The organism is Bacillus sp. N1(2025), assembly GCF_053470005.1.
This window is the reverse complement of the sequence record NZ_JBLTJB010000002.1, coordinates 475,985-502,827: the sequence shown is the minus strand read 5'-3', so window position 1 is coordinate 502,827 and position 26,843 is coordinate 475,985. Positions and strand designations below refer to the sequence as shown.

General features: G+C 47.4%; 25 protein-coding genes. 15 read left to right on the top strand and 10 right to left on the bottom strand.

What is annotated here, in order from left to right; all coding sequences use genetic code 11:
* Nucleotide 1 precedes the first annotated feature (1 nt).
* Together ACNFN4_RS07455 and ACNFN4_RS07450 are read left to right on the top strand one after the other, a co-directional pair.
* Nucleotides 2–1,108, top strand: coding sequence for a GerAB/ArcD/ProY family transporter (locus tag ACNFN4_RS07455; RefSeq protein WP_020956434.1), 1,107 nt, complete (start codon nt 2–4; stop codon nt 1,106–1,108).
* Nucleotides 1,105–2,235 carry a Ger(x)C family spore germination protein gene (locus ACNFN4_RS07450; protein ID WP_020956435.1) on the top strand — a complete coding sequence of 377 codons (1,131 nt, stop codon included), beginning with the start codon at nt 1,105–1,107 and terminating at the stop codon, nt 2,233–2,235. The genes ACNFN4_RS07455 and ACNFN4_RS07450 overlap by 4 nt, the downstream gene beginning before the upstream one ends.
* A 3-nt stretch (nt 2,236–2,238) precedes the next feature.
* Here ACNFN4_RS07450 and ACNFN4_RS07445 read toward each other — a convergent pair whose 3' ends face one another.
* Both ACNFN4_RS07445 and ACNFN4_RS07440 read right to left on the bottom strand, forming a co-directional pair.
* Nucleotides 2,239–3,651 (bottom strand): bifunctional glycosyltransferase family 2 protein/class I SAM-dependent methyltransferase, encoded by a 1,413-nt coding sequence (locus tag ACNFN4_RS07445; RefSeq protein ID WP_079891419.1) that lies wholly within the window; start codon nt 3,649–3,651, stop codon nt 2,239–2,241.
* Between the two features lie 92 nt (nt 3,652–3,743).
* Entirely contained in the window at nt 3,744–5,120 is a 1,377-nt protein-coding gene (locus ACNFN4_RS07440; RefSeq protein WP_007407509.1) for a sugar porter family MFS transporter, read from the bottom strand.
* A 302-nt stretch (nt 5,121–5,422) separates the two neighbouring features.
* On the opposite strand from ACNFN4_RS07440, the gene ACNFN4_RS07435 reads away from it, so the two are divergent.
* The 3 genes from ACNFN4_RS07435 to ACNFN4_RS07425 all read left to right on the top strand — a co-directional run bounded on the left by ACNFN4_RS07435 (nt 5,423) and on the right by ACNFN4_RS07425 (nt 8,251).
* A complete protein-coding gene (locus ACNFN4_RS07435) occupies nt 5,423–6,409 on the top strand; it encodes an LCP family protein (RefSeq protein WP_007407510.1) in 987 nt (328 codons plus the stop codon).
* 153 nt (nt 6,410–6,562) lie between these two features.
* Nucleotides 6,563–7,420 (top strand): Cof-type HAD-IIB family hydrolase, encoded by an 858-nt coding sequence (locus ACNFN4_RS07430; protein WP_020956437.1) that lies wholly within the window; start codon nt 6,563–6,565, stop codon nt 7,418–7,420.
* Between the two features lie 105 nt (nt 7,421–7,525).
* Complete coding sequence (locus tag ACNFN4_RS07425) at nt 7,526–8,251, top strand: sunset domain-containing protein (protein ID WP_020956438.1); 726 nt, start codon at nt 7,526–7,528, stop codon at nt 8,249–8,251.
* A gap of 38 nt (nt 8,252–8,289) precedes the next feature.
* Here ACNFN4_RS07425 and ACNFN4_RS07420 read toward each other — a convergent pair whose 3' ends face one another.
* From ACNFN4_RS07420 to pgsB, 5 genes are all read right to left on the bottom strand, one after another.
* The gene (locus ACNFN4_RS07420) at nt 8,290–9,525 is read right to left on the bottom strand and encodes a C40 family peptidase (protein ID WP_020956439.1); all 1,236 of its coding nucleotides are present in this window, start codon (nt 9,523–9,525) and stop codon (nt 8,290–8,292) included.
* A gap of 150 nt (nt 9,526–9,675) precedes the next feature.
* The gene (locus tag ACNFN4_RS07415) at nt 9,676–9,837 is read right to left on the bottom strand and encodes a hypothetical protein (RefSeq protein ID WP_003151344.1); all 162 of its coding nucleotides are present in this window, start codon (nt 9,835–9,837) and stop codon (nt 9,676–9,678) included.
* 7 nt (nt 9,838–9,844) lie between these two features.
* Nucleotides 9,845–10,993 (bottom strand): CapA family protein, encoded by a 1,149-nt coding sequence (locus ACNFN4_RS07410; RefSeq protein ID WP_017418784.1) that lies wholly within the window; start codon nt 10,991–10,993, stop codon nt 9,845–9,847.
* Nucleotides 10,994–11,011: 18 nt separating this feature from the next.
* A complete protein-coding gene (gene pgsC / locus ACNFN4_RS07405) occupies nt 11,012–11,461 on the bottom strand; it encodes a poly-gamma-glutamate biosynthesis protein PgsC (RefSeq protein ID WP_003151340.1) in 450 nt (149 codons plus the stop codon).
* Nucleotides 11,462–11,475: 14 nt separating this feature from the next.
* Complete coding sequence (pgsB, locus tag ACNFN4_RS07400) at nt 11,476–12,657, bottom strand: poly-gamma-glutamate synthase PgsB (protein ID WP_003151337.1); 1,182 nt, start codon at nt 12,655–12,657, stop codon at nt 11,476–11,478.
* Between the two features lie 731 nt (nt 12,658–13,388).
* Between pgsB and ACNFN4_RS07395 the strand changes: the two genes are divergently transcribed.
* The 10 genes from ACNFN4_RS07395 (at nt 13,389) to ACNFN4_RS07350 (ending at nt 23,407) form a co-directional block, all read left to right on the top strand.
* The gene (locus tag ACNFN4_RS07395) at nt 13,389–14,858 is read left to right on the top strand and encodes a spore germination protein (RefSeq protein WP_007407516.1); all 1,470 of its coding nucleotides are present in this window, start codon (nt 13,389–13,391) and stop codon (nt 14,856–14,858) included.
* Complete coding sequence (locus ACNFN4_RS07390) at nt 14,848–15,939, top strand: GerAB/ArcD/ProY family transporter (RefSeq protein ID WP_031379309.1); 1,092 nt, start codon at nt 14,848–14,850, stop codon at nt 15,937–15,939. The genes ACNFN4_RS07395 and ACNFN4_RS07390 overlap by 11 nt, the downstream gene beginning before the upstream one ends.
* On the top strand, nt 15,929–17,062 hold the full coding sequence (locus tag ACNFN4_RS07385) for a Ger(x)C family spore germination protein (protein WP_448200089.1): 1,134 nt from the start codon (nt 15,929–15,931) through the stop codon (nt 17,060–17,062). Before ACNFN4_RS07390 ends, ACNFN4_RS07385 begins: the two co-directional genes overlap by 11 nt.
* A 93-nt stretch (nt 17,063–17,155) precedes the next feature.
* Nucleotides 17,156–18,145, top strand: coding sequence for a LacI family DNA-binding transcriptional regulator (locus tag ACNFN4_RS07380; RefSeq protein ID WP_095270889.1), 990 nt, complete (start codon nt 17,156–17,158; stop codon nt 18,143–18,145).
* Nucleotides 18,138–19,019, top strand: a complete 882-nt coding sequence (gene rbsK / locus ACNFN4_RS07375; RefSeq protein WP_095270891.1) for a ribokinase — start codon at nt 18,138–18,140, stop codon at nt 19,017–19,019. Before ACNFN4_RS07380 ends, rbsK begins: the two co-directional genes overlap by 8 nt.
* Nucleotides 19,016–19,411, top strand: coding sequence for a D-ribose pyranase (gene rbsD, locus ACNFN4_RS07370; RefSeq protein ID WP_007407521.1), 396 nt, complete (start codon nt 19,016–19,018; stop codon nt 19,409–19,411). Before rbsK ends, rbsD begins: the two co-directional genes overlap by 4 nt.
* Nucleotides 19,412–19,427: 16 nt before the next feature.
* A complete protein-coding gene (locus tag ACNFN4_RS07365) occupies nt 19,428–20,921 on the top strand; it encodes a sugar ABC transporter ATP-binding protein (protein WP_202729318.1) in 1,494 nt (497 codons plus the stop codon).
* Nucleotides 20,911–21,882 (top strand): ribose ABC transporter permease RbsC, encoded by a 972-nt coding sequence (gene rbsC / locus ACNFN4_RS07360; RefSeq protein ID WP_012118605.1) that lies wholly within the window; start codon nt 20,911–20,913, stop codon nt 21,880–21,882. The genes ACNFN4_RS07365 and rbsC overlap by 11 nt, the downstream gene beginning before the upstream one ends.
* Nucleotides 21,883–21,895: 13 nt before the next feature.
* Nucleotides 21,896–22,813 (top strand): ribose ABC transporter substrate-binding protein RbsB, encoded by a 918-nt coding sequence (gene rbsB / locus ACNFN4_RS07355; RefSeq protein WP_053285354.1) that lies wholly within the window; start codon nt 21,896–21,898, stop codon nt 22,811–22,813.
* 60 nt (nt 22,814–22,873) lie between these two features.
* Nucleotides 22,874–23,407: an SH3 domain-containing protein gene (locus ACNFN4_RS07350; RefSeq protein WP_160183070.1), complete on the top strand. Its 534-nt coding sequence runs from the start codon at nt 22,874–22,876 to the stop codon at nt 23,405–23,407.
* Between the two features lie 125 nt (nt 23,408–23,532).
* Here the strand turns inward: ACNFN4_RS07350 and ACNFN4_RS07345 are convergent, their stop codons facing one another.
* The 3 genes from ACNFN4_RS07345 to alsS form a co-directional block, all read right to left on the bottom strand.
* Nucleotides 23,533–24,057: an NAD(P)H-dependent oxidoreductase gene (locus ACNFN4_RS07345; protein ID WP_014721897.1), complete on the bottom strand. Its 525-nt coding sequence runs from the start codon at nt 24,055–24,057 to the stop codon at nt 23,533–23,535.
* A 102-nt stretch (nt 24,058–24,159) separates the two neighbouring features.
* Nucleotides 24,160–24,927 carry an acetolactate decarboxylase gene (budA, locus tag ACNFN4_RS07340; protein ID WP_448200088.1) on the bottom strand — a complete coding sequence of 256 codons (768 nt, stop codon included), beginning with the start codon at nt 24,925–24,927 and terminating at the stop codon, nt 24,160–24,162.
* 60 nt (nt 24,928–24,987) lie between these two features.
* Entirely contained in the window at nt 24,988–26,700 is a 1,713-nt protein-coding gene (alsS, locus tag ACNFN4_RS07335; protein WP_448200087.1) for an acetolactate synthase AlsS, read from the bottom strand.
* Between the last annotated feature and the right edge of the window lie 143 nt (nt 26,701–26,843).

The window sequence follows — 26,843 nt, the reverse complement described above, 5'->3', positions numbered from 1 at the left end:
CATGAAAAAACCGGAAGACAAGCTGTCGTTTATGCAGACACTTCTCATGGTAAGCGGAACAATGATCGGAGCGGGCGTGTTAACACTGCCGCGCTCCGCCGCAACAGCGGACAGTCCGAGCGGATGGATCATTATTCTTGTGCAGAGTGTCGTGTTTATCGGCATCGTCCTGCTCTTTATGCCGTTTTTGCAGAAAAACAGCGGGGAAACCATTTATGAGCTGAATCAAAGCATCATGGGCCGCGCTATCGGTTCTCTTCTGAATTTATTCATCAGCTGTTATTTTGTCGTCACCGTCTGTTTTCAAGCCCGTTTTCTCGGTGAAGTCATCAATTACTTTTTACTGAAAAATACGCCGATGGGTGTCGTCATATTCATCTTTCTGGCGGTCGGCATTTACCATGTGACCGGCGGGGTCTATCCCATTTCAAAGCTTTATGCCTATCTGTTTCCGATTGCGATCGTCATTCTGATTACGCTGCTTATATTCAGCCTGAGACTGTTTAAGCTGGATTTCGTCCGCCCGGTCATGGAAGGAGGCTACAAAAGCTTTTTTGAGATGTTTCCGCGGACCCTTTTGTATTTTTCAGGACTTGAGGTGATTCTGTATCTGGTGCCGTTTATGAAAAATCCGAAGCAGGCGAAAAAGGCTGCTGTCTTCGGCATCGCCAGCGCAGGCTTATTTTACAGCATTACGCTGCTTGTCGTCATCGGCTGTATGTCGGTCGCTGAAGCCAAAACGGTGACGTATCCGACCATTTCCCTGATTCACGCCTTGGAAATCCGGGGTATTTTCATTGAGCGGTTTGATATCTTTCTTTTAATCACGTGGACATGCCAGCAGTTTACCTGTATGCTCGGCTCTTTTAAAGGGGCGCATCTCGGATTAAACACCATTTTCAGACTGAAAAATAAAAACAATGCCTGGCTGATGGGGAGCTTATTGGCAGTGACATTCGGCCTTTCAATGTACCCCGATGATATCAACAGTGTGTTTGCATTCGCGAATATTCTCGGGTATACGTTTTTTGCCGTCATTATGATTCCTTTTCTCATCTGGTTTGTCAGCTGGATGAAAAAAATAGCCGGGAGGAAACAGACGTCATGACACTTTTCATAAAATGGGCGGCGGCGCTTTTCATACTGATGACGCTTTCAGGATGCTGGGACGCGAAGGAAGTCGAAAAGCTGTCTTTCGCCCGGGGACTGGCGATAGACGAGACGAGTGACCGCCGATATAAATTAACCTATCAAAACCTGCTGCCCCAAAGTGAAAACAGCCAGGCTTCCGGCCGGCCCGTGTTTGTCAATGTGACGACGCGGGGGGATACCATTCTTGAAGCCGTCAGTGAAGTCTCTTTAAAAGATCCGCCTGTTTACAGCGATCATTTAAAAGTGCTGATATTCAGCGACAAATTGCTGGCCGACCAAAATATACTGCAGATGATGAATCATTTTATCCGCGATGATGAATTAAGGCGGAGCAGCTATCTCTTCGCGGCAAGAGGAAAAGCGTCCGATATTCTGACGGAGCCGACGCCGAATCAGCAGCAGCCCATGGCCGCGGAAAAGCTGATCGACCTTACGAACAACGGCGGCTACAACGGGAAGATTTTAAAACCGCTCCGAATCGGGAGAGCTTCGATTTACTGCCATAATAAACTCAGTTTTCTCATTCAGGCCGTCAGCAATCAAAAAGGAAAAACGGTGTATGACGGAGCGGCCATTATCAAAAACGCAAAACAAAACAGATTGGCGGGCTTTCTGTCATCATACGAAATACAGAGCCTGAATTGGCTGATGGGGACGATACGGGGCGGCGTGCTGCCCGCTTTGGATAAAGGGGGGCACCCGATTACCTTCGAGATCAAAAAATCAACATCCGCCATCACTCCTAGGCTGAAAAACGGGAAGCTGTCATTTCATGTAGCGGTAAAAACAAAAGGACTTTTGTCAGAGGATCAATATGCCGGAGAAGATTCATTCGATCAGCACTATTTAAACGGGCTGGAAAAGATTTTCGAAAAAAAACTGAAAAGCGATGTGAAAGAAGTCATCGATAAGCTGCAGAATCAATATGAAACGGACCCTGTATTCTTTTCTGACAGAGTCCGCATTCAATATCCCGACTATTGGAAGAAAGTAAAGCATCATTGGGATGAGACCTTCTCCGAAGCGGCCTTTGACTATGATGTTTCCATTCAGATTACCAACTTCGGAACGATGGGACGGTAGCCTTCAGCCTGTTTTTTCGACCCGGAGGAGAATCTGATAAATCCGGCTTTGTTCGGGCAGCTGTATCACCGGAAATTGCATCGATTGCGCCATTCGTGTGATTTCCTGTAAAAACAGCTGCACCCGCTCATCCACGTGAACATACGTATAGGACTGCTTTTTCACAGCAAATGTCTCTTCCGGAAAGAGCGTGCGCACCGTCTGCGGCGTAAAAAACCGCAAGTGGGTGCGGTCGAGAATACCGGCGTCTCTGTATGTCCAGTCACCGAGCAGAAGCGGGAACAGCGCTTCGGCGTGGGAAATATTCGGAATGCTGCAAACGATTGATCCGGCAGGCGACAAATAGGATGAGTACGTTTCAATGACGCGCCACGGGTCTTTTAAGTGCTCGAGGATGTCCGCGAAAATGATGCAATCAAAAAAGCCTTCCGGATAAGGCAGCTTCACTTCTTCGACATCTTCCTGCAGCACCGCTTCATAGTGTCCTTTTGCCGCTTGCGCCGCCAGCGGGTGCAGTTCTATTCCGTACAGTTCGCAAGGCTGTCTGTTTTGAAGTTCCAGCCCCGTAGCCCCCGCGCCGCAGCCGACATCAAGTATCCGTTTCGCCTCCCGGGGAACGAGCTCCGCAATTTCCGGTCTCGGATGAGTAAAGTACGTAAAATCAGTGCCCCATTTTTCCGTAAAACGCTGGCGGTTCTCCGAATATAACTGATTGATATTGATATCCTGATTAGCCGTAAACGTCGCATGCCCGTGGTGATGCACAAAGGCATCGAGGGCGATGTGCAGGCTGTAGCCTTTTTGGAGGGCGCGCAGACATAGGTCATCATCTTCAAAAGAACCGTATCCGAATTGCTCATCGAACGGGCCGATGTCTTCAATGACGCTTTTTTTCACCAGAAGACAGAAACCGACAAGGCGCAGCACCCGCTTTGTATGATGCTTTTCCCGTGCGCAATACGCCTCCGCGAATGACTCCAGCTCATCAAGCGATTGATATGCGTTATGGATCATTTGCGCACCGCTGACATAGTTGCTGACGGGCCCGACCATACCGGTTTTTTCAGATTGATACAGCACCCTCAGCATGGAGGTGAGCCAATTTTTCGTGACCATCGTATCGTTGTTCAGAAACAGCAGATTTTCTCCCCCTGCCGCTTCGATACCCTGGTTGCACCCCTTGGCGAACCCGAGGTTTTTTTCATTTAGGATGACTTTGACGTCAGGCAGATTTGATATGTATTCTCTCGTTCCGTCTGAGGAACCGTTGTCAACTATAATCAGTTCAATCTTATCTTTGTCGGTGTATCGTTCAATGCTGGCCAGACATTTTTTCGTCAGCTCAAGTTCATTATATGTAAGGATAATAATACTCGTTTTCACCGGCATCCCCGCCTTTATCGTGACTTTATACAACGTATGACATATCCCCGTCATTTATGTGACCGGGCGCCCGCACGGCATCCGTTTTGAGGGGCCGGTGAATAACCGCCCCCTAAAACTGAATATTACGGATGAACTGTCCGCCGATTTGATTCTGATCCCGAGCCTCCGTTACGGCTTTTCAGATCCTGCTCAATTTCTTCAAGGCTTTTCCCCTTCGTCTCGGTCACTTTAAACCGGACGAACAGGAATGCCAGTATCCCGATCGCGGCATAAATGAGAAATAAATAGCTGATGCCGACTGCTTCCATTAACATCGGATAGGTTAATGAGACAATCAATGTTCCGGCATGCAGCATTAAAGTGGAGACACCCGTCCCGATACCCCGGACATGCAGCGGGAATAATTCAGGAAGCATGACCCACACGGCAGGCCCCCAGCTGACCGCAAACACAATGATAAACAGGCCTAAACAAATCACCGTTGTCCATGATGCGGCTGCTGAATGTTCAAAGAAAAGATTGACCGCGGCCAATACGAGCAGACTGATGACCATGCCCGCATTTCCGGCCAGCAGCAGCGGCTTCCGGCCAATTTTATCAATGACTTTAATAGCCGCAAGCGTCATGATGACATTGACGGCGCCGATTCCGACCGTTCCCAATATAGACGCGGAATTGCCGAACCCCACACTGGTAAATGTTTTCGGGGCGTAATAAATAATTGTATTTGTCCCGATGAATTGCTGCAAAAAGGCAAGTCCGAGGCCGGCAATCAGCGCGGGTCTCACCCACGGCTCAAACAATTCTTTCAAGCCGCCTTCGTTTTCCTTTTCCGCTTCTTTCATCTGATCAATCTCATCATCAATATTCTTCGTTCCCCGCAATGATGAAAGGATTTCTCTTGCTTTCTCTTCTTTGCCGATCGTAAACAGCCAGCGCGGGCTTTCCGGCATAAATAGGATTCCGATCAGCAGAATGACTGACGGCACAACCGCAAGTCCAAGCATCCAGCGCCAAGCGCCTGCATCGGCAAATATATAGTTCACGATATAAGAAACGAGGATTCCGACCGTAATCATCAGCTGATTCAGCGAAGAAAGCGCCCCTCGTTTATGCTTCGGAGCCAGCTCCGATAAATAGAGCGGAACGATCGTTGTAGATGTTCCGACAGCCAGTCCGAGAATGATCCGGAAAAGAACCATCACCTCTGTATTCGGGGCAAAAGCGACTCCTAAACCGCCTATACAAAACAGCAGCGCCGCTCCCATGATGGCCTTCCGCCTGCCGAACCGGTCGGTCAGTTTGCCGGCGAATCCCGATCCGAGAATCGCCCCCGCCAATAACGAACTGACGACGAGGCCTTCTGTAAAGGCGTTCAGTCCCAGTTCTTTTTTCATAAATAAAATAGCTCCGGAAATGACTCCGGTATCATATCCGTATAACGCGCCGCCGAGTGCGCCGAAAAAATAGAGCCATTTATTCGAGTGTATGCTTTTCATGTTATAGACTCCCTTCATCCAACGCTGTATCCGCGCGGAATTGTTCTACTGCTTCTTTTGCCTGTTTCCGTCCGTTTCAAACCTTCCGCACCGTTAATATCCATTATTTTACTAATTATTTTTTACAAAGCGACGAAACATTTCCCGCTTCCTGCCGTCCAATATAATGTGAACCTGATGCAAAAATAACAGTAGATGTTGTCGAAATAGAGAGAAAGATTTGGAATTTTCTCATTTGCAGAGTTGCTCCAAGTCAACAATTATGGTACGCTTCACAAAGAATAGAAACGAGAGGTAATGATATGGAAGAACGATCTCAACGCAGAAAAAAGAAAAGACGCCTCAGAAAATGGGTGAAATTTGTACTGGTATTCGCCGCTTTCTTATTGGTGATCGCCGGTTCCGTCGGCACCTACGCATTTGTGAAATTGAATAATGCGACCAAAGAAGCGCACGTCAGCCTTGACCGCGGCGACCAGTCCGTAAAACGGATCAAAGAATTTGACCCGAAGAAGGATTCTTTCACCGTATTGCTTTTAGGAATAGACGCCCGTGACAATAAGGGCGAATCAGTAGATGACGCAAGAAGTGACGCCAACGTGCTCGTCACCTTCAACCGGAAAAAGAAAACAGCGACGATGCTCAGCATTCCGCGGGATTCCTATGTCAACATCCCGGGACACGGCTATGACAAATTCGCGCACGCACATGCTTACGGCGGTTATAATTTAACTTATAAAACAGTAGAAAACATGCTTGATATTCCGGTAGATTATGTGGTTGAGAGCAACTTCGACGCGTTCCGCGATGTCGTCAATGAGTTGAACGGCGTTACGGTAAATGTGAAAAGCCAGAAAATTGCCGATCGTATTAAAGTCGATACAAAAGGAAAAGTCGTGCTGAAGCCGGGCGTCCAGACGCTTGACGGTGAGCAGGCACTGGCTTATGTAAGAACACGCAAAGCGGACACCGATCTGATGCGCGGACAAAGACAGATGGAAGTGCTGAGCGCCATTATTAAAAAATCTAAATCGTTAAGCTCGATCCCATCTTATGACGATATCGTCGACAGCTTAGGGAAAAACTTAAAAATGAACTTATCTCTTAATGACGCCATCGGTCTGTTCCCGTTTATCACATCGCTGAAATCGGTGGATTCTTTGCAGCTGACAGGTTCAGACAGCTATATTTACACTCCTCAGTACGGCAAAAATATTTATTACTTCAAGCTGAATGAGGAAAACCTTCAAGAAGTAAAAACAAAATTAAAAAATGATCTAAACGCGTAAGACGTCACGGCGGGATTAGCAAATCCCGCCGTTTTTCTGTTGAAAAAAAGGACATGAAGGTATAGCCTTTAACTGACGGCTTTCTGCTGATTTCGCACAAAGCTGAACATACTACATGAAGCAGCTTTATTTTTAAGGAGGGCATCCATACATATGAAATTGATAGCCATTGACTTAGACGGCACATTACTGAACTCGGACAGTGTGATTTCTCCGGAAAACAGAGCGGCTTTACAAAGAGCGGATGAAGCGGGCATTCTCGTGGCCATCTGCACGGGCAGAGCCACGTTTGATGTAAAAGCGCTCTTGAAGGATTTGGATATTCCGATCATTGCGGCAAACGGCGGGACAGTCCATGACAAAGGATACCGCCTCGTCAGCCGGCTCTTAATGGATCAGCAGGCCGGGAAGGATATCGCCGCTTATTTAACGGACAAAGACATTTACTTTGAGGTCTATACAGATGATCATCTGCTGTCCCCATTTGACGGCGAGTCCAAACTGCAGGCAGAACTGGATATTCTGAAAAGCGCCAATCCTAAGGAAGATATTCATACATTATGGGAGGGCGCAAAGACGCAGTTCAAACAATTCGGCATTAAACCCGTACAGGATATACAGGCGATTTTTAACGGAGACGAACATGTTTACAAGCTTCTTTGTTTCTCTTTTGATATGGAAAAACTAAAAAACGCCAAAGAAGAAATTACACATCATACGAAATTATCCCAGACATCTTCCGGAAAACACATTATCGAAATCCTCCCTGCCGGTTCCGGAAAGGGACGTGCTCTGACGGAGCTTGCCTCACTGTACGGAATTGAAAAACAGGATATTTACGCCATCGGCGACAGCCCGAATGATTTCTCCATGTTTGAAGCGGCGGGAAACCGCATCGCCATGGGCAATGCGATTGATGAACTGAAGGAAAAAAGCACGTATATTACAAAAAGCAACGATGAAAACGGCGTCGCATATTTCATCAACCGGCTTCTCGACAACGATCAATAAAAGGAAAAAGCCAGGTCTTTCACGGCCTGGCTTTTCACGTTTTCCAAAAAAGAAATTCCCAAAAATGAAAATAAATTGTAAGATAAAGAAAAAAGGAGTTTCATGATGTCGAATGCAATCGCTATTATAGGATGTTTAGCTTTTCTCTGCGCAGTCGGATACGGAATATTCCACCTCATATGCAAAGCTGCCAAAAAAGAAAAACGTTTTTCAAAAAAGCAGTTTTGGCCCCTTCTCATCGGCGGATTTATCCTGCTTCTGACCGGCGCCTCCCTCGCAGAGCCGGACGCCTCGGCCGTGAAGGCAGAGGAGAAATACAGCACCCTTGATACCGCTTATCAAAAATTGACGAAGGAACACCAGGCGCTTGAGAAAAAATATGAAAGCATCAGTGCCGCGGCCGAAAAGGAGAAATCCGAAGCCGAAGCCGGCAATGAAGAAAAACTCAGCAAACTCAGCCAAGAGATAAGCGAGCTGAAAAAAACAAACAAATCACTCAAACAAGACAATGAGAAATTAAAAAATTCACAAAAGAAGCTCGAAAAGACCGCTGAAACGCTTCAGTCAAAAAATAAAACTTTAAAGCGGCAGAAAGCAGAAACAAAAACATCCGAAAACGCAGAAACGGCGCAAAACAACGCCCCTTCCTCCGGCGGACATGCCGAAACGAAAGCAGCCGGCACCTCACAGGGATGCGACATTAAAGGCAGCCGGAACGGCATTTATCACACGCCGGGAAGTACATACTACGACCGGACGACAGATCCCGCGGAAATGTTCTGTTCCGTAGAGGATGCGGTAGCGGCCGGATACAGAGCGCCGAAACGGTAAGAGAAAAAGACGTCAGAGACACTCTCTGACGTCTTTTTTTACGGAAGCCGGATGCCGCCCGCATATTTTTCCTTCCAATAAGCGCTTGTGTTCATATTTGTTATGGTAACGCCTGCGGACACGGTGACATGAATCACTTGTCCGTTCCCGATATAAATGGCCGGATTCAGGCTTTCCGCTTTAAAGAAGACCAGATCGCCGGGCTTCAGATCTTGTTTATCGACCGGAACGCCCGCCTGCATCTGCTTGTCCGCATAACGCGGCAGGCTGATTCCTTTCGCTTTTTGATAGATGTATTGAACAAATCCCGCCGTATCAAAGCCGGTTTCCGGTGAAACGCCGCCTTTCAGATAAGAAATTCCGATATGATCGGCCGCTGTGGACACAACGGGATTTTCTTTAGAAATGGCTAAATTGCTGAATCGGCGCACCCCTGTAAAATGTTTTTTCCAGTAATCTTCCGACAAGTAAGAAATGGTGACTTTTGCGGAGCGGCTCGCTTGGATGAACCTTCCCTCTCCCGCATAAATGCCCGCATGGGAAATTCCTTTTTTATACGTGTCGCTGAAATAAATCACGTCCCCGGGCTTTATGCCGCTCAGTTTGATTTTCTCACCGACCAGCCACTGCTGTTCCGCAGATCTCGGCAGGTAAATGTGAAGCTTGTTTTCAAAAACATATTGGACCAGCCCCGAACAGTCGAATCCCTCCTCGGGCGTGCTTCCGCCGAATACATACGGAATGTCGAGGTAACGGGCTGCCTCCTGAACGATCGGGTCATCAGCCAGTTCCGGATCTTTTGTCATCCGCTTTGCGCCAAGATATAAATTCATCCAATAACTGCTTTTTTGAAACCGTGTGACGGTTACGCCTTCTGACGGAGAACTGTGTATCATCTCTCCGTTTCCGATATAAAGACCGTCATGGACGGGCGCGTTTTGTGTTGAATCCGACTTTTTGAAAAACACAAGATCTCCCGGTAAAAGGTCATTTTCTTTGACGGCGGTTCCAATCTTCCATTGATCACTGACCGTTCTCGGCAGATGGATGTTCTGCCTGGTGAAAAGATAATGCATCAATCCGGACGGGTCAAAACCGTCCTCAGGCTCTTCGCCTCCGTAAACATATTTATTTCCGACAAGTTTTTGCGCGTCTGAAACCATCAGGACAGAAACTTGAGAATCCGCTTCAGCAATTTCCGTTCTTGTTACTGCGGGTGCCACAAGACAAATCATAAGGCCGGCAAGGATGTACTTCCTCCAGCTTGTGAGCATGTTTTCTATTCACTCTCCTCATTTTTAGTAGTTTTTACATCGGTAACTTTTAACAAATGTTTAGGAGAGCACACAAAAAAAGAATGCCCGATATGGGCATTCTTTACTGGATTCGGAACAAACAATATGCCGGCAAGCGGAATCATACGCTTATTTTGCGCCCGCTGTGTCCTCTTGCTGAATCTTTTGCATTTCCGTGTCAATTTTTTGTTTTTCCTGATCTGTGAGCTGATCATTGTATTTAAACGCTGACATAAACATAAATACCATAATGATCGCGGCAAACGGCCATCCCGCTTTAATGATTTTCATTTGTTTTTCACTCCGCTTTCTTTTTTAAGATATCGCTGTGATCCACATCAAACGTTAATTTTCCATCCTTGACGCTCCACTTGAAATTCGATTCTTTCGTCAGTTCACGTACGATCGTTTTATGATTGATGCTGCCTTTTTTAACCGGTGCAGGCGTCGCTTCATGAATATTCATCGGCGTGACTTCAAAGCGTCCCGTGCCGTTTTTCTGCAAATGATATTGAACAAGCGCCGTGTCTCTCGTTCTTGTCCACCCCTGGTCGAATACGAAGTTGCCCAGGCTGTAGAAAATAACGGTGCCGTGGTACATTTCGATCGGTTCTAGCACGTGCGGATGGTGTCCGACGATAATATCCGCTCCGGCATCTGACATTGCTCTTGCCAATTGGCGCTGTCTGTCATTCGGATCATTATCGTATTCCTGTCCCCAGTGTGTTTGAACAATGACAAGATCGGCTTTCTTTTTGGCTTTAGAAATCATCGGAATAAACAGCTCTGGATCGGCCGGAAGCACACCCGGCGCATTTCGTTTAGCTGCAAAGCCTTTTCCGGAAACATCAGTGAAACCCAGTGTTGCGATTTTGATTCCGTTTACATCTTGATAAGAAATGTTCTGCTCGGCTTCCTTCAGCGTGAGGCCGGCGCCGACAAGTTCAAGATTTTGCTTTGAAAACTCTTCAACCGTATCCCGCATTCCTTGAGGGCCGTAATCCATCGCATGGTTGTTGGCTGCCGTGAGAACGGTGAAATTCATGTCCTTCAATACTTTTACGGCATCTTTGTTTGACTGAAGGTGGATATTTTTTTCTGCTTCTTTGTAGTTCTTTTTATATGTAACCGGGTTTTCAAAGTTCCCCGACACATAGTCGGATGCTTCGAAGAATGGCTTTGCGTAACGGAAGACACTCTCCGTGCCTTTATGCTTTGTCACTTTCTCGACATTCCGGCCCATCATAATATCTCCGACGAATGAGGCTGATACAAGGTCATCGGCATTTCTTTTCACACTCGGCGTTTCCGCCTTCCCTGTCAGGATGCAGACGAACATCAGGCAAAAGACGATCGGCAGCGCGATAAAAACGTGAAGATTGGTCTTCTTTTTCTGCTGTTTGGTCAGCTTCAGCAGTTTTTCTTGAAAGCTTAATTGTTTTTTCATCGTTTGACACACCTTACATTAGATTAAGTAGTAAGCAAACATAATGGCAAAAGTTGCGCCGCTTAAGAACAGCGTGCTGGCAAATGTAATCGTTAATCCCTGTTTCTGAATGGTATTGGCGATCAGACCCGGTACGATGATACCGATTCCGCGGAATTCTGATATCTCAAACGGTACGATCGGGTAAAGGAAATCAAGGGCGATTTTTAAGCAGATTCCCGTTATCAGCATAGCTGCGAATTTTCTGCGTCCGTACAAAATCATAAATCTGGATAAACCGTATTTGACGATCACGTATGTAAGAAGACTCACTAACAATACGAGTAAAATAAAGACCGGCTGGTTAAAAACGAGCCCTAAATAACCCGGCACGACTAAACCGGCAGGTACGATACCTGTTTTTTCCGCGAAAATTAAACTGATTAACACGCCTAAAATAAGTGAGATATATAAATCTGATCCGAACATTTATCCTTTTCCTCCTAGCTAACGAGCTGTTTCACCTTATACTCTTGAATTTTTTCAATTAATGGTTCCGCTGAACCGTGGATATTGCCGACGCCATATATGACACGGTTTTGCATTCTTGTTTTCAGCACGTCCATGATTTCGTCTGTTGATTTATATTCCAGATCGTGCAATGTATCGGCAGGAATCTTGCCTTCTTCATAAGCTCTGACGATCGGTTCTGTCGTCTCGCCGATGAGTATGAGTTCCTTCGTTTTAATGTACGGAAGCACGTCGTTTGCGAACTGAATCGTTCTGTCCACACGGTCGGCGCGGCAGTTCATGATAACGATCGGTTCATCTGTCGGGTAGCCGATTTCCTTTACACGTTTCCATATATTTAAAGTAGAAGATGCATCATTTGCGGCAAAGCCGTTTACGAAATGACCGGGCTCCTTCGTGCTGAGCAGCGGCAGGATTCTCATGGCGCCAGGATCAGGCGGCGCATTCAGCATTCCTTTAAACGCCGTTTCTTCATCTATCCCAAGAGCCTGGGCAACGCCGAGCGCAAGGGAAGCGTTATCAGGAAAGACCATATATTCAAATTTTCGAAGGTATTCATCTGTAATTTTAGAGTTATCCGCAATAATGACCTCGGTATTCCGCTCTGCGGCTTTTTCTTTAAAGAAGTCTGTGTATTCACTGTCTGTAATGACAAGGTGACCGTTATACGGTATCGTCGCGGTAAATGCTTCAGCGATTTCATCAAGCGTCGGCCCCATGACGTCCATATGGTCTTCAAGCACATTCACGATGACGCCGATGTTGGCTTGAAGGAGTTCTTCCTGAAAGATAATCTGATAATCCGGGTTTACCGCCATACATTCACTGACAATGGCATTGGCGCCCCGTTCTACGGTTTCCTTCATTACTTCTTTTTGCTCGCCGATATTCGGGCCCTGCGGTTTCCGTTTGATCGGTTTCTCCTCAGGTGTATCCCAATAGATCATCCTTGCATCTGTTCCCGTCGTTTTTCCGACTGTTTTGTAGCCCGCCTCCATCAGTATTCCGGTCGTCAGCCTCGTTACGGTTGACTTTCCGCGGATACCATTAATATTGACGCGTACTGGCAGAGCATCGATATTCTTCTGATGCCGCCTTTTTTCAATGATTCCGATGATTAGTACGGCAGCACAGGCTATAATGAGTAACCACATTGATTTTTGACATCTCCTTCTGTATTGATAAATTCATTCATCAGTATATAGCTTCACTATGAATTCTCAATCGGCATTATGTAACATAATCTTCCCGCTTTCACTGAGCCAAACTTCTCTATTAGTGACGCTATTCTTCCTATTATCGAATTGCTTTTTTTGGGAATAGGCAGGACTTCAACCTTACTTCAATTTTTCAAAAGAAAAATGAATGCGTTTACATTTTCACGCAGAAATTCATTTGGATCAATGGAACTATTCGCGTTCCGGAAGAAAAAGATGTAATGATAATCCATCTTTTCCAGCCCGTTTGTATCAGCGTTTTTCGCACTGCGCATACGTTTCGGGACTCTCTGTCCGCTGTGTGCAGACTGCCTGTTTTGTTAAGGATAAGGTCTTAAAGTCATTCATTTTTCCCCCGTATCCTGCTTTCAGTCCCATTCCAAAATAACTAGCGGAATGACTGGTACATGACAGAAAAAGACGGGTCCGGAGTGTTTACAAGAAATACACATTTTATATGCGGAAAGCCTTTCTCCTTTTAAACCATTTACAGGACGTTTATCACTCTTTTGAAATAATTTTAATAAATCTTTATATTCGTTCAAGAAATATTCATCCATAATTGTGAAGTTCTTGGTAAAACATCGAGGAACTCCTCTATTTTATAAAATGCATAAAAAAGGAATACCCGCTGAAAACTACAGATAACCGGGGAAGGAGGCGGTCTGATGTCTGCGGATAAACAAAACAAACGGATTCCCGGCGATTTTGAATCGGCTGTACGGGAAATGCAGGAGCTGATGTGTGTTTGCGGTGATTTTAAAATACGAAGGATCAAACTGCAGGACCGTCATACCGCTTTCTTTTATATTGAACAGATGATAGAAGAACAGAAGCTGAATGAGTTTCTGTTAAGCGACACCCTGCAGAACGGCCCGCTTGAGGAAACGATGAATGCCGTCAGCAGTGCGGAAACGGATGAAACCAGAAAACTCATTGACGGGATTTTGGCCGGACAGGTTGTTTTTCTCAGCGATGCATCGAGAAAAGCGAAGCTGTTTTCCGTCGGGCAGAATCCGCTGCGTTCCATTATGGAACCCGAATCTGAAAGTATCGTCCGCGGCGCCCATGACGGGTTTGTGGAAAGTTTGGAAACGAACATTCATCAGCTGCGGTTTCACATACAGGATCGCCATCTCTCCGTTCATTATATGGATATCGGGGAAAGAGCCAAATCAAAGGTTGCGGTTATCTTTGTTGAGAATATCGCCAATCCGGAGATTGTCGAGGAAGTGAAGCGGCGCCTGTCATACTTGCGTATAGACAGCGTGCTTGCGCCCGGGATTATCGAGGAATCAATAGAAGATAATTCGTTTTCCATTTTTCCGCAGATCATTCATACGGAACGGCCGGATAAAGCAAAAGCATGCGTGATGGAAGGCTGTGTACTGATCATGATGGACGGGAGTCCGTCGGCTTTGATTGCGCCGATCACATTCTTTTCTTTTTTTCAATCTCCGGATGACTACAGCACGAGGTGGATTTCCGCCAGTTTTTTAAGAGTGCTGAGATTTTTCGCCTTTATGATCGCGATTACGCTGCCCGCTTTTTATATCGCGCTGATTGCGTTTCATTTTGAAGTCATTCCCAACGATCTGATTATCACCATGAAAAATTCAATTGTTGATATTCCCTTCCCTCCGCTGATAGAAGCCATGATTATGGAGATTACGATTGAACTGATCCGCGAAGCCGGTATCAGGCTGCCGAAACCGATCAGTCAGACGATCGGCATTGTCGGCGGTCTCGTGATCGGTGACGCAGTCGTTCAGGCGGGACTCATTTCTAATATGATGATTATCGTCGTAGCCGTTACGGCCGTTTCTTCTTTTGTGCTTCCTTCATATGAAATGAGCACGTCCATCCGAACGCTCAGATTTCCGCTTATGTTTCTGGCATCCTCGTTCGGTTTTATCGGCATTGCACTCGGCTTCGGGCTTATTCTGATGAACCTGTGCAAGCTTGAATCACTCGGCGTCCCTTATTTATCATCTCTGACGCCGTTTCATTTCAGCGACTTGAAGGATGCATTTATCCGGCTGCCGGCTTGGTTTATTAAAAGAAGGCCTTTTTATTTGAGACCGCAAGACTCAAAGCAGATGAAACATGTTCGGGGGTGGAGAAAAGATGAAGCCTAAAAAAATAAGCCGGCTTCAAGGCGTGTTTTTCATTAATCAGACGCAGATCAGCATCGGCATTTTGGCGTTGCCCCATTTACTGATGATGAAATCGGGAAGCAGCGGATGGATTTCCATTCTGCTTACCGGATTGCTCGTCCAGCTTACATTCAGCCTGTATATGATATTATTTCACCGGTTTCCGAAGCTGAACCTGTACGAAATGCTGGAGGAGGTGTTCGGAACACTTGCCGGCAAAGGGGTGCAGGTGCTGTATATTTTATATTTCGCGTTTCTCTGCACGCTCATTCTTTCTGTATTTACACGGATATTGGATATCTGGGTGCTCCCTCAGACTCCGAATTGGGTGATCAGCTTAATGCTGATCCTCGGTTCTGTCTATATCGCCCAGGCTCCGCTGAATGCGATCGCCAGGTTCAGCTTTATTTTAACGCCGTTTTTGCTGCTGATCTCTCTGCCGCTTTTATACACGCTGGGAAAAGCCGATATCACATACATTATGCCGATTTTTCACGGAACCGCAAAAGACATGCTTACCGGGGTGCAGCAAACACTTGTCAGCATTACCGGCTTTCAGGCGGCGCTCGTGATCGGGCCCCTAATCAACTGCACCGTCAGCCAGCGCTACAAAATACTGACGATTTCAAACATCTTGATTATCCTTTATTACCTGTATATCACCCTTACTTGCTTTGTCACAATCAGCCCCGAAGAAATAAAAATGATCCCGGAGCCTGTGCTGTACCTGTTAAAAACCGTTTCATTCAGAATTATCGAACGGACGGATCTGCTCTTTTTGACGTTTTGGTTCGTGACCGTCTTTTCAACGCTGGCCAACGTGTTTTACTTGGCAAGCACCGGCATTGCCAAGCTGTTCAATCAAAAAGATCACAGCCGGTTTGTTTATCCGCTGGCCCTGCTCGTCTTCCTTCTGTCTATTTGGGCCACAAGCACAGATAAAACGATACAGCAGCTGGATCAGTTTTTCCGCATTTCCGATATTGTGTTTGTGTATTTGTTTCCGTTGTTTATGGTATTGATTGTCCTTGTACGCAAAAAGGGTGTCCGCCATGCGCATTAAAAAAGCGGTTCTTATCAGTCTCATGTGCGCAAGTCTGACACTTGCGGGCTGCTGGGATCAAAATTTGCTGAAAGATATTTCTCTCGTGCTGACCGCAAGCCTTGATGTTGATCATGACGGTAAAAATAAAATCGGCATCACCTATCGGAAGGTTCAGTCCTCCCAGGCGGAACAGGAAACGGGCGGCTCATTCATTACGACGGTGCTCAGCGCTTCCGGGCACACCATCCGTGAAGCGCGGTTTCAATTGGATAAGCTTGTCGATCAGCGCATTGACACGTCCAAGCAAAGAGTCTTATTAATCGGTGAGAAAATGGCGGAAAAACCGCTTTTTCCTTATCTTGATGTCTTTTACAGAGATCCGAAAAGTCCGCTTCTCGCTCATCCGGCGGTTGTAAAAGACGGCGAGGCGATTGAAGTGCTGAAGCTGATCGTCCGGCAGAAATTGATCGTCAGCAAGTATTTAACGAATTTATTAACAAGCGCTAATGCGGAATCAAATATCAGCATGGAAAATTTGCAATCCATCCGTTCAAGCATGCTGACGGCTGATAAGGATTTCGCCCTTCCTTATTTATCGATTAACGGACAGACGATAAAGGTAGAGGGTTCTGCCCTGTTCAGCGGCCAGCGGAAAGTGACTGAGGTGCTCGGTCAGGATTCGACCCTCCTGACCCTTTTAAGCGGGCAATTTAATAAATCGGCTAATATTAATCTGAAGCTGTGGGACAAATACAAAATGGATATTGAAAATTATCTTTCTCTCGGCATCACGGATGCCACGCGAAAGATTGTATTTATAGATACAGATCCGCAGCATATAAAAGTGAAAATCCGTTTAAAACTGAATGCACGAGTCTTGGAATATCCAAAGGACAAGCTGAATTCTTATACGGCAATCGACCAAATGAACAAACAAGCATCAGCAAATCTGAACGGGAAGGCCAGATCGGTGATCAGCCATATTCAGGAGCACAACTCGGATATCCTCGGCATCGGCCGGAACTATCAAACCCATTATTATGAGCGGGGCAAGCGGCTCAATTGGCGTGAGGTCTATCCTTCCATCGAGATCGTCCCTGATATCAAAGTGAATATCTCGCAAATCGGCATCGTGAACTAAAAGAGACCCCGGTCTCTTTTTTTGTTGCCAACCGAAATTATTCGTGTTACTCTTTTTATGTAAACGGTTACATAAATGAAGGAGGAGTGTTTGTTGGCAACGATTAAAGATGTCGCAGGCGCTGCCGGCGTCTCTGTTGCCACGGTTTCGCGTGTCCTCAATGACAACGGCTACGTGCATGAAGATACACGAACGAAGGTCATGCTTGCCATGGAGAAGCTGAATTATTATCCGAATGAAGTTGCCCGCTCTCTTTATAAAAGAGAATCCAGACTGGTCGGGCTTTTGCTTCCGGATATTACGAATCCCTTTTTCCCTCAGCTTGCCCGCGGCGCTGAAGACGAGTTGCAGCGGGAAGGATACCGGCTGATCATCGGCAACAGCGATGAAGAATTGGAAAAAGAACTCGACTACCTGCAAACATTTAAACAAAATCAAGTTGCCGGTATTTTGGCGGCCACCCATTACCCCGACCTTCCCGAATACAGCGGCAGCCTTTACCCGGTCGTATTTCTGGACCGGACAAAAGAAGGCGCCCCATCCGTATTCAGTGACGGTCGGGCAGGCGGAAAACGGGCGGCTGAGGAAATGCTTCGCGGCAAAAGCACAAGCATCACGCTTGTCAAAGGCCCAGCCCACCTTCCGACCGCTCAGGAACGTTTTAACGGCGCACTTGATGTGCTGCAAAAAACAGGCGCGCAGTTCAATGTCATCTCCGCCGCTTCATTTTCCATCAAGGATGCCGCCATTTTAGCAGAAGAATTGTTTGCAGCATACCCTGAAACCGACGGAGTCATTGCCAGCAACGACATTGCGGCGGCTGCCGTCCTCCATGAGGCGCTGCGGCTCGGCAAAAAAGTTCCGGAGGAGATTCAGATCATCGGATACGACGATATTCCGCAGAGCAGGCTTTTGTTTCCGCCTCTTTCAACCATCCGCCAGCCTGCATATGAGATGGGAAAACAAGCGGCAAACCTGCTGCTGCAATTGATAAAGAAAGAGCCGCCGAAAGAGACGGCCATTCAAATGCCCGTGACTTACATAAGAAGACAAACGACGAGAAAGGATGATCACCATGAGTGAAATTTGTGTTATCGGAAGCTGTTCTATGGATCTGGTCGTCACATCCGATCGGCGTCCGAAAGCCGGAGAAACCGTACTGGGCACAGACTTTCAAACCGTGCCCGGGGGAAAAGGCGCAAATCAGGCTGTAGCCGCTTCCCGTCTGGGCGCAAACGTATATATGGTAGGAAAAGCAGGCAATGACGGCTACGGAAAAGCGATTATTGAAAACCTGAAGGCAAACGGTGTCAATACGGACTATATGGAAACGGTTACACATAAAAAAAGCGGAACGGCTCATATTGTGCTCGCAGAAGGAGACAACAGCATCGTCGTCGTAAAAGGCGCAAACGATGACATCTCCCCCGATTATGCCAAAAGTGCGCTAGCAAAACTTCCCGGCATTGATATCGTGCTGATCCAGCAGGAGATTCCTGAAGAAACCGTTGAAGAAGTGTGCAGCTACTGCCGCGCGCAGCAGATTCCGGTTATCCTGAATCCCGCGCCGGCCCGGCCGCTGAAACAATCGACGATTGAGGATGCCGCATATCTTACGCCGAACGAACATGAAGCATCCATTTTATTTCCTGACCGGACGAAAGAAGAAGCGCTTGCCGGCTATCCCGGCAAGCTGTTCATTACCGAAGGAAAACAAGGCGTACGCTACTCAGACGGCACCAAGGAACGGCTTGTTCCCGCTTTCCCTGCAGAAGCGGTCGACACGACGGGAGCCGGCGATACCTTTAATGCGGCACTTGCCGTCGCACTCGCGGAAGGACGGGACATCGAGCAAGCGCTCCTGTTTGCCAACCGCGCCGCCTCCCTGTCCGTGCAGCACTTCGGCGCCCAAGGCGGGATGCCGGCCAGAAAAGAAGTTGAGGAGCTGCTGTTATGAAAAAACACGGAATGTTAAACAGCCACATTGCCAAAGTATTAGCCGATCTCGGGCATACAGACCTCATCGCGATCGCCGATGCGGGTCTCCCCGTCCCTGACGGCGTCCCTAAAATTGATTTGTCCTTAACGGCGGGCGTTCCCGCCTTTCGGGACGTGACCAGCCTGGTAGCCGGGGAGATGGCAGTCGAAAAGGTGATAGCCGCTTCCGAGATCAAAGACGCAAATCCTGAGAATGCAAGTTTCATAGAAAGCCATTTCTCAGCGCAGACGATCGAGTACATGTCCCACGAGGAATTCAAACGGCTCACACAGAAAGCAAAAGCCGTCATCCGAACGGGTGAAATGACACCATACGCCAACTGCATCCTGCAGGCGGGTGTGATTTTCTAGAAAGAAGGGATCCAGCATGCACATCGGCATGACAGACATTCATAAAGCATTCGGCAAAAACCAAGTGCTCTCCGGCGTCTCATTTGAGCTTCTGCCGGGAGAAATCCACGCTTTAATGGGAGAAAACGGAGCGGGAAAATCGACGTTAATGAATCTGCTCACCGGGCTCCACCGGCTCGACAAGGGAAACATTACGATAAACGGAACAAATATGAGCTTCTCCAATCCAAAGGAAGCCGAAAAGCACGGAATCGCCTTTATCCATCAGGAACTGAATATATGGCCGGACATGACGGTGCTTGAAAACCTTTTTATCGGCAAAGAGCTGACGACGGCGTTCGGCGTTTTGGAAACGAAGAAAATGAAAGCGCTAGCAAAATCACAGCTTGAAAAACTGGGAGTCTCTCTTCCTCTCGACCGGGAAGCCGGACAATGTTCCGTCGGACAGCAGCAGATGATTGAGATTGCCAAAGCGCTGATGACAAACGCCGAAGTCATTATTATGGACGAACCGACCGCGGCGCTGACCGAACGGGAAATCAGCAAACTGTTTGACGTGATGACGGCGTTAAAGCGGGACGGCGTATCCATCGTCTATATTTCGCACCGAATGGAAGAGATATTTTCGATTTGCGACCGGATCACCATTATGCGGGACGGCCTCACTGTCGATACGGCGCATATTAAAGACACTAATTTTGATGAAGTGGTCAAAAAAATGGTCGGGCGGGAGCTGACCGATCGGTATCCGACTCGCACGCCGTCACTCGGCGATAAGGTGCTCGAAGTGAAAAACGCCTCAAAAAAAGGAAGCTTTTCACAGATCAGTTTCCATGTGAGCGCCGGAGAAATCCTCGGCATTTCCGGCTTAATGGGTGCCGGACGGACAGAAATCATGAGGGCGCTGTTCGGAATTGACAGGCTCGATTCCGGAGAGATCTGGATTTCCGGCCGAAAAACCGGCATTCGGGGTCCGTACGATGCCATCCGCAAGGGCCTCGGCCTGATTACGGAGAACCGCAAAGATGAAGGGCTGCTGCTGGATACGTCCATTCGTGAAAATATCTCATTGCCGAACCTGACCAGCTTCTCTCCGAAAGGCATCATTGACCGAAAACGCGAGGCGGAGTTCGTTGAGCTGCTCATCAAGCGTCTGACCATTAAGACCGCATCTCCGGAAACCGCCGCCCGGCATTTATCAGGAGGAAATCAGCAAAAAGTCGTCATCGCCAAATGGATCGGAATCGGCCCGAAAGTTCTCATCCTTGATGAACCGACAAGAGGCGTCGACGTAGGCGCGAAAAGGGAAATCTATTCATTAATGAATGAACTGACCGATCGCGGAGTCGCCATCATCATGGTGTCTTCCGAGCTGCCGGAAATTCTCGGCATGAGTGACAGAATCATCGTCGTCCACGAAGGGCGCATCAGCGGAGAAATCAATGCGGCCGGCGCAACACAAGAACACATCATGACACTTGCCACGGGAGGGCAGCAGAATGAAAACTGAACCAATGACATCAACTGAACAAAAGCGATTTTCCATTCATACCTTCACGCAAAAACTCGGTCCGTTTCTCGGCTTACTGATTCTTGTGCTGATCGTTTCCGTTTTAAACCCGAGTTTTCTTGAACCCCTCAATATTCTCAACCTTCTTCGGCAGGTTGCGATTAACGCTCTGATTGCATTCGGAATGACGTTTGTCATTTTAACGGGAGGCATTGATCTCTCTGTCGGAGCCATCCTCGCCTTATCGAGCGCATTGGTCGCAGGTATGATGGTCTCAGGCATCGATCCGATCTTAGCCGTCATCATCGGCTGCGTGATCGGCGCCGTACTCGGCATGATAAACGGATTATTAATCACAAAAGGAAAAATGGCGCCGTTCATCGCCACTTTGGCGACAATGACCGTCTTTCGCGGACTGACCCTCGTCTATACGGACGGAAATCCGATTACGGGGCTCGGTTCAAATTACGCATTTCAATTATTCGGGCGCGGTTATTTTCTCGGCATTCCCGTACCTGCCATTACGATGCTGATTGCATTTGCGGCCCTGTGGGTTCTTCTGCACAAAACACCGTTCGGCCGCCGGACATACGCCATCGGCGGCAATGAGAAAGCGGCGCTGATATCGGGAATCAAAGTGCCCCGCATCAAGATCATGATCTATTCTCTGACAGGTTTATTATCGGCGCTGGCAGGAGCGATTCTGACATCACGCTTAAATTCCGCACAGCCGACGGCCGGGGAATCATACGAGCTGGACGCCATCGCAGCGGTCGTTCTCGGCGGAACGAGCCTATCCGGCGGCCGAGGGCGCATCATCGGTACGCTGATCGGGGTTTTGATTATCGGAACGCTGAACAACGGCTTGAACCTTCTCGGCGTATCATCTTTTTATCAGCTCGTCGTCAAAGGAATCGTCATTTTAATCGCGGTGCTGCTGGACCGCAAAAAATCGGCATAGTAGGAGGACCATTATGAAGAAAGCCATCATCACGATCGCGGCATTATCACTGTTTTTGCTGTCCGCCTGTTCACTTGAACCGCCACAATGGGCAAAACCGTCAAACACAAAACATAAAAAAGAATTCACTATCGGGCTCTCCGTCTCTACATTGAACAATCCGTTCTTCGTTTCATTAAAAGAAGGCGTTGTAAAGGAAGCCAAAAAACGGGGCATGAAGGTCATTATTGTCGATGCCCAAAATGATTCATCTAAACAGTCAAATGACGTAGAAGATTTGATCCAGCAGGGAGTCGATACGCTGCTGATCAATCCGACCGATTCATCAGCGATTTCAACAGCCGTTGAATCGGCAAATTCCCTCGGCATTCCCGTCATTGCGCTTGATCGTTCAGCCGAACACGGCAAAGTCGAAACGCTTGTCGCCTCTGACAATGTCAAAGGAGGAGAAATGGCGGCTGACTACCTCGCCGATCAGCTCGGAAAAGGCGCCAAAGTGGCTGAATTGCAAGGGGTGCCGGGCGCATCCGCGACACGGGAACGCGGAACGGGCTTTCATCATATTGCCGACAAAAAGCTGGATGTCGTAACAAAGCAAGCGGCGGATTTTGACCGTACAAAAGGATTGACCGTCATGGAAAACCTGCTGCAGGGACATCCGGATATTAAAGCCGTGTTCGCCCATAATGATGAAATGGCACTCGGGGCGCTCGAAGCGATTAACAGCTCGGGCAAACACATTTTGGTCGTCGGTTTCGACGGAAATAAAGATGCGATTTCTTCCATTAAAAACGGAAAGCTGACAGCCACGGTCGCCCAGCAGCCGGAGCTGATCGGAAAACTGGCAGCCGAAGCGGCGGAGCAGGTGCTCAAAGGAGAAAAAGTCAAAAAAACCATTTCCGCTCCATTGAAACTTCAAACACAAAAATAACCGGCCGATGTTTAGACTTCCGGTAAAACGTGAAAGGATGAAGTAAAAGGAGAGATACAGATGAAGAAAACAGCCAAAGCGGCATCCATTCTGACCCTTGCAGCGGGAATAACAGCGGCTTCAGCTGCCGGAATAACGCCTCTTCCGGAGACACACGCGCAAGAAGCGGTCAAAATTGACGATCTGTACAGCTACCCGCTTGACTCTTATCTCGTTTCCGCGGAAGCATTGAACGTCAGAACAAAAGCATCAGCAGCCAGTCCGAGAGCTGATACCCTTCATTTAGGCGACAGCTTAAAGATCGTTTCATTCCAGAACGCTGACTGGGCAAAAGTACATTATAAAAACGGAAAAACAGGATTTGTATCTACTCATTATATTGTTAAAGAAGCAACAACCGTAAAAACGACGGCAAAAACAAAAGTATATACAGACAAACAAGCGGTCAAAGCTTCCCTTGCTAAAAACACGAGCGTTTCTTTCCTCGGATGGAAAAAGGCATCCGGCGGCGGCATTGATTTCGGCTGGGCGCTTGTCGATTACGGGGGCGCAACGGGATATATCAGCACAAAAGATCTGCAAAAACTGACATAATATCAAAACGGATTTCGCAAATTCAGCGCGAAATCCGTTTTTTCTGTCTTCAAGCATTCAGAAACGTCGAAGGTTCGCAATATTTCTCAGGAAATATTGTCGGATGAAGATGAATGCATACGACTCTAAAATGGCTTCTTTATGTAATCCGCCAGGCGTTTGGCATTGTCACGGATAGCCGCAGCATCGGCGCTGCTTACCCCGTACATCGCAAAAGCCGGCAAATAGGTCATACCCGTAAAATTAGCCATTGCCTGAAACGGCCTTAAGAGCTCGCTCAGTGAAAAATGGTTAGACCCGCCTGCCTGATATGCATCCTCTCCGGCACCTACGGAAACAGCCAGCAGCAATTCTTTGCCGTGCAGCGCCTTTCCTTTGGAGCCGTAAGCCCATCCATACGCCAGCACATGATCCATCCATGTTTTTAAAAGCGGAGGCGCACTGTACCAGTACAGCGGGAATTGAAATACGATCCGGTCATACTGTTCACACAGCTGCCGTTCCTTTTCCGCATCTATTTTCCCGTCCGGATATTCTTTATAAAGCTCACGGACCGTGATATCATCATGATTTTTTAATTCTTCTGTCCACGCCTTATTGACCGCTGAGTTGTCCATGTCAGGATGAACCGCTAATACCAATACTTTCACAGCTACCACACCTTTCCCTTTTGACTGTATTTTACCTAATCTTTGCCGGTTCAGCCAAATAAAAAGAAAGCCCCTGAGAAAAATGGGGCTTTCTTTTTTAATTTATTCCGGGCTTCCTTCGGTTGTTTCGATATCCTTCGCAAAATTCGGATTATCTAAATTTGCGTTGAAAAAGTCCGCCGTATTCGGAAGCTTGAGGTTCATATTCATTTTTTGAGAAATGGTCACTTTACAATCTTTAATGACATAGTCAAACACGTGTCCGCCGGAATTGCGTCCTTCATCAATGAAGTGCAGGTGATATCCGGAAACAGCGATGCCGTTTGCGTATCCCGGCGTCCAGAAGCCGGCGATTGTACCTTGAATGTCGTCAAAGTTGAACACAGGCTGTGTTTTCACCGCTTCGATCATCGGAACGTACGGTTTCTCCTGGCGTTCTACCGTTCTTGTCTGCACCTTTTTAAATACGCCGTCTAAACGGATCGCATAAAATAAGTTTTTACTAGGCAGAAGGCTGGCGATTTCCTGCTCGAATTCTTCACGGGTCATTTCGCCGTCGATCGTATGCGTCATATCCGGCGTGAAAAATGTGAATGAGCAGAATGGTGACAGGTCTCCGCCTTTAACAGGCGTAGCCGTACCGTCGCCGCGCAGACGGTAAAATTCTCCGTCAAATCCGATTAATTCGCCGTCCAGTTTGTTGAACGTGCCGATTCCGAAATCACCGAACTTCGGAATGTCAGCCATATCAAAATCTCCGTCATATACTCCGTCCAGCAGAGATGTCATTGTGGATACTTGATAGATCTGATCCTCAGGTGAGCCTTTTTCTCCGCGGCTCATTATATGGATGTCGCTTGCGTTTTTCATATTCCCTTCACTCCTTTTAAATTGGGCTGTTTTAGAAAACAGGTCATGGTGCGCAGAGTGCTAGAGAGCTTTTGCTTTCATTTTTTCTTTGAATTGCTTCGGAAGCATGTCGCTTGATAAATGAACATTGTCACTGTAATCGACAGGAATGTCAATGATGACAGGGCCTTCTGTGTTCAAGCCTTTTTGCAGCACGTCTGCCAGCTGTTCCGGTGACTCAACGCGCAAGCCGGTGGCGCCGAAGCTTTCTGCATATTTTACGATGTCAATGTTTCCGAAATCTACGCATGATGTACGGTTATATTTTTTCATTTGCTGGAATGCGACCATATCATATGTGCTGTCATTCCATACAAGGTGAACGATCGGCGCTTTTAAGCGGACTGCCGTTTCCAATTCCATTGCAGAGAACAGGAATCCTCCGTCTCCTGAAACGGATACGACTTTTTCACCCGGATTCACCAATGTGGCGGCAATCGCCCAAGGAAGCGCTACGCCCAATGTCTGCATGCCGTTGCTGATCAACAGTTTCAGCGGCTCATAAGCGCGGAAGTAGCGGGACATCCAGATCGCGTGAGAACCGATATCGCAAGTGACGGTTACGTCGTCATCAATTGCATTGCGCAGTTCTTGGACGATTTGCAGAGGATGCACTCTGTCGGATTTATGGTCGCTTGGCGCCTTCTCGCTGTCTGTGAGCATCTGTTTTAATTCGCTCAGCACTTCTTGTTCACGGCTGCCCATATCAAATGTCACAGCGTCGTGTTCAATTTGTTTAACCGTAGCGGCGATATCGCCTAATAATTCTAATTCCGGCTGATAGGCATGATCGATATCGGCCTGGATTTCGTCAAGATGGATAATAGCACGGTCACCGTTTACGTTCCAGAACTTCGGATCGTATTCAATCGGATCATAACCGATCGTTAATACGACATCCGCCTGTTCAAGCAGAAGATCGCCCGGCTGGTTGCGGAACAGTCCGATCCGGCCGAAATATTGGTCTTCCAGCTCTCTGGACAATGTGCCGGCCCCTTGGTACGTTTCTACGAAAGGCAGTTTTGTTTTGGCAAGCAGTTTGCGGATTTGTTTTACCGCCTCCGGTCTTCCGCCTTTCATGCCGACTAACAGAACGGGAAGTTTCGCCGTCTGGATTTTCGCGATAGCCGCGCTGACCGCTTCTTCCGGTGCAGGGCCTTGTTTCGGCGCCGGCACGCTGCGTACGTTTTTCACGTTTGTGATTTCATTCACAACATCCTGCGGAAAGCTCACAAAAGCCGCGCCTGCCTGACCTGCTGACGCTGTCCTGAAGGCGTTTGTTACCGCTTCTGGTATATTCCCTGTTTCCTGTACTTCTACACTGTATTTTGTAATCGGCTGAAATAGCGCCGCATTGTCCAATGATTGGTGTGTCCGTTTTAACCGGTCTGCGCGAATTACGTTACCCGCCAGCGCCACTACCGGATCACCTTCTGTATTAGCCGTTAACAAGCCGGTCGCCAAGTTGGATGCCCCCGGGCCTGAAGTAACGAGACAAACGCCTGGTTTTCCAGTCAGTCTTCCGACAGCCGCAGCCATAAATGCAGCGTTCTGTTCGTGACGGCATAAAACCAGTTCAGGTCCTTTATCTTTTAACGCATCAAATACTGCATCAATTTTTGCACCCGGAATGCCAAAAACATGTGTGACACCTTGCTCCACTAAGCAATCAACAACAAGCTCCGCCCCCCGATTTTTTCCAGAGGTTTTTAGTTCATTTGTTGCTTTTGCCAACACCCTCACTCCTTATTATGCATATTAAATATAAAATTTTAAGTAATTTGTGATATTATTCACTATACACTCTTTGGAAATTGACCTCCAATATCAATTCGCCGTATGATTAATATGTTTCACGAATAATTAACAAAGAGAAA

Bases quoted from the DNA above. Each gene is read 5' to 3' on its own strand.
- ACNFN4_RS07455 (WP_020956434.1), top strand. From the start codon at position 2: ATGAAAAAACCGGAAGACAAGCTGTCGTTTATGCAGACACTTCTCATG.
- ACNFN4_RS07450 (WP_020956435.1), top strand. From the start codon at position 1,105: ATGACACTTTTCATAAAATGGGCGGCGGCGCTTTTCATACTGATGACG.
- ACNFN4_RS07440 (WP_007407509.1), bottom strand. From the start codon at position 5,120: ATGAAAAGCATACACTCGAATAAATGGCTCTATTTTTTCGGCGCACTC.
- ACNFN4_RS07435 (WP_007407510.1), top strand. From the start codon at position 5,423: ATGGAAGAACGATCTCAACGCAGAAAAAAGAAAAGACGCCTCAGAAAA.
- ACNFN4_RS07430 (WP_020956437.1), top strand. From the start codon at position 6,563: ATGAAATTGATAGCCATTGACTTAGACGGCACATTACTGAACTCGGAC.
- ACNFN4_RS07425 (WP_020956438.1), top strand. From the start codon at position 7,526: ATGTCGAATGCAATCGCTATTATAGGATGTTTAGCTTTTCTCTGCGCA.
- ACNFN4_RS07420 (WP_020956439.1), bottom strand. From the start codon at position 9,525: ATGCTCACAAGCTGGAGGAAGTACATCCTTGCCGGCCTTATGATTTGT.
- ACNFN4_RS07415 (WP_003151344.1), bottom strand. From the start codon at position 9,837: ATGAAAATCATTAAAGCGGGATGGCCGTTTGCCGCGATCATTATGGTA.
- ACNFN4_RS07410 (WP_017418784.1), bottom strand. From the start codon at position 10,993: ATGAAAAAACAATTAAGCTTTCAAGAAAAACTGCTGAAGCTGACCAAA.
- pgsC (WP_003151340.1), bottom strand. From the start codon at position 11,461: ATGTTCGGATCAGATTTATATATCTCACTTATTTTAGGCGTGTTAATC.
- pgsB (WP_003151337.1), bottom strand. From the start codon at position 12,657: ATGTGGTTACTCATTATAGCCTGTGCTGCCGTACTAATCATCGGAATC.
- ACNFN4_RS07395 (WP_007407516.1), top strand. From the start codon at position 13,389: ATGTCTGCGGATAAACAAAACAAACGGATTCCCGGCGATTTTGAATCG.
- ACNFN4_RS07390 (WP_031379309.1), top strand. From the start codon at position 14,848: ATGAAGCCTAAAAAAATAAGCCGGCTTCAAGGCGTGTTTTTCATTAAT.
- ACNFN4_RS07385 (WP_448200089.1), top strand. From the start codon at position 15,929: ATGCGCATTAAAAAAGCGGTTCTTATCAGTCTCATGTGCGCAAGTCTG.
- rbsK (WP_095270891.1), top strand. From the start codon at position 18,138: ATGAGTGAAATTTGTGTTATCGGAAGCTGTTCTATGGATCTGGTCGTC.
- rbsD (WP_007407521.1), top strand. From the start codon at position 19,016: ATGAAAAAACACGGAATGTTAAACAGCCACATTGCCAAAGTATTAGCC.
- ACNFN4_RS07365 (WP_202729318.1), top strand. From the start codon at position 19,428: ATGCACATCGGCATGACAGACATTCATAAAGCATTCGGCAAAAACCAA.
- rbsC (WP_012118605.1), top strand. From the start codon at position 20,911: ATGAAAACTGAACCAATGACATCAACTGAACAAAAGCGATTTTCCATT.
- rbsB (WP_053285354.1), top strand. From the start codon at position 21,896: ATGAAGAAAGCCATCATCACGATCGCGGCATTATCACTGTTTTTGCTG.
- ACNFN4_RS07350 (WP_160183070.1), top strand. From the start codon at position 22,874: ATGAAGAAAACAGCCAAAGCGGCATCCATTCTGACCCTTGCAGCGGGA.
- budA (WP_448200088.1), bottom strand. From the start codon at position 24,927: ATGAAAAACGCAAGCGACATCCATATAATGAGCCGCGGAGAAAAAGGC.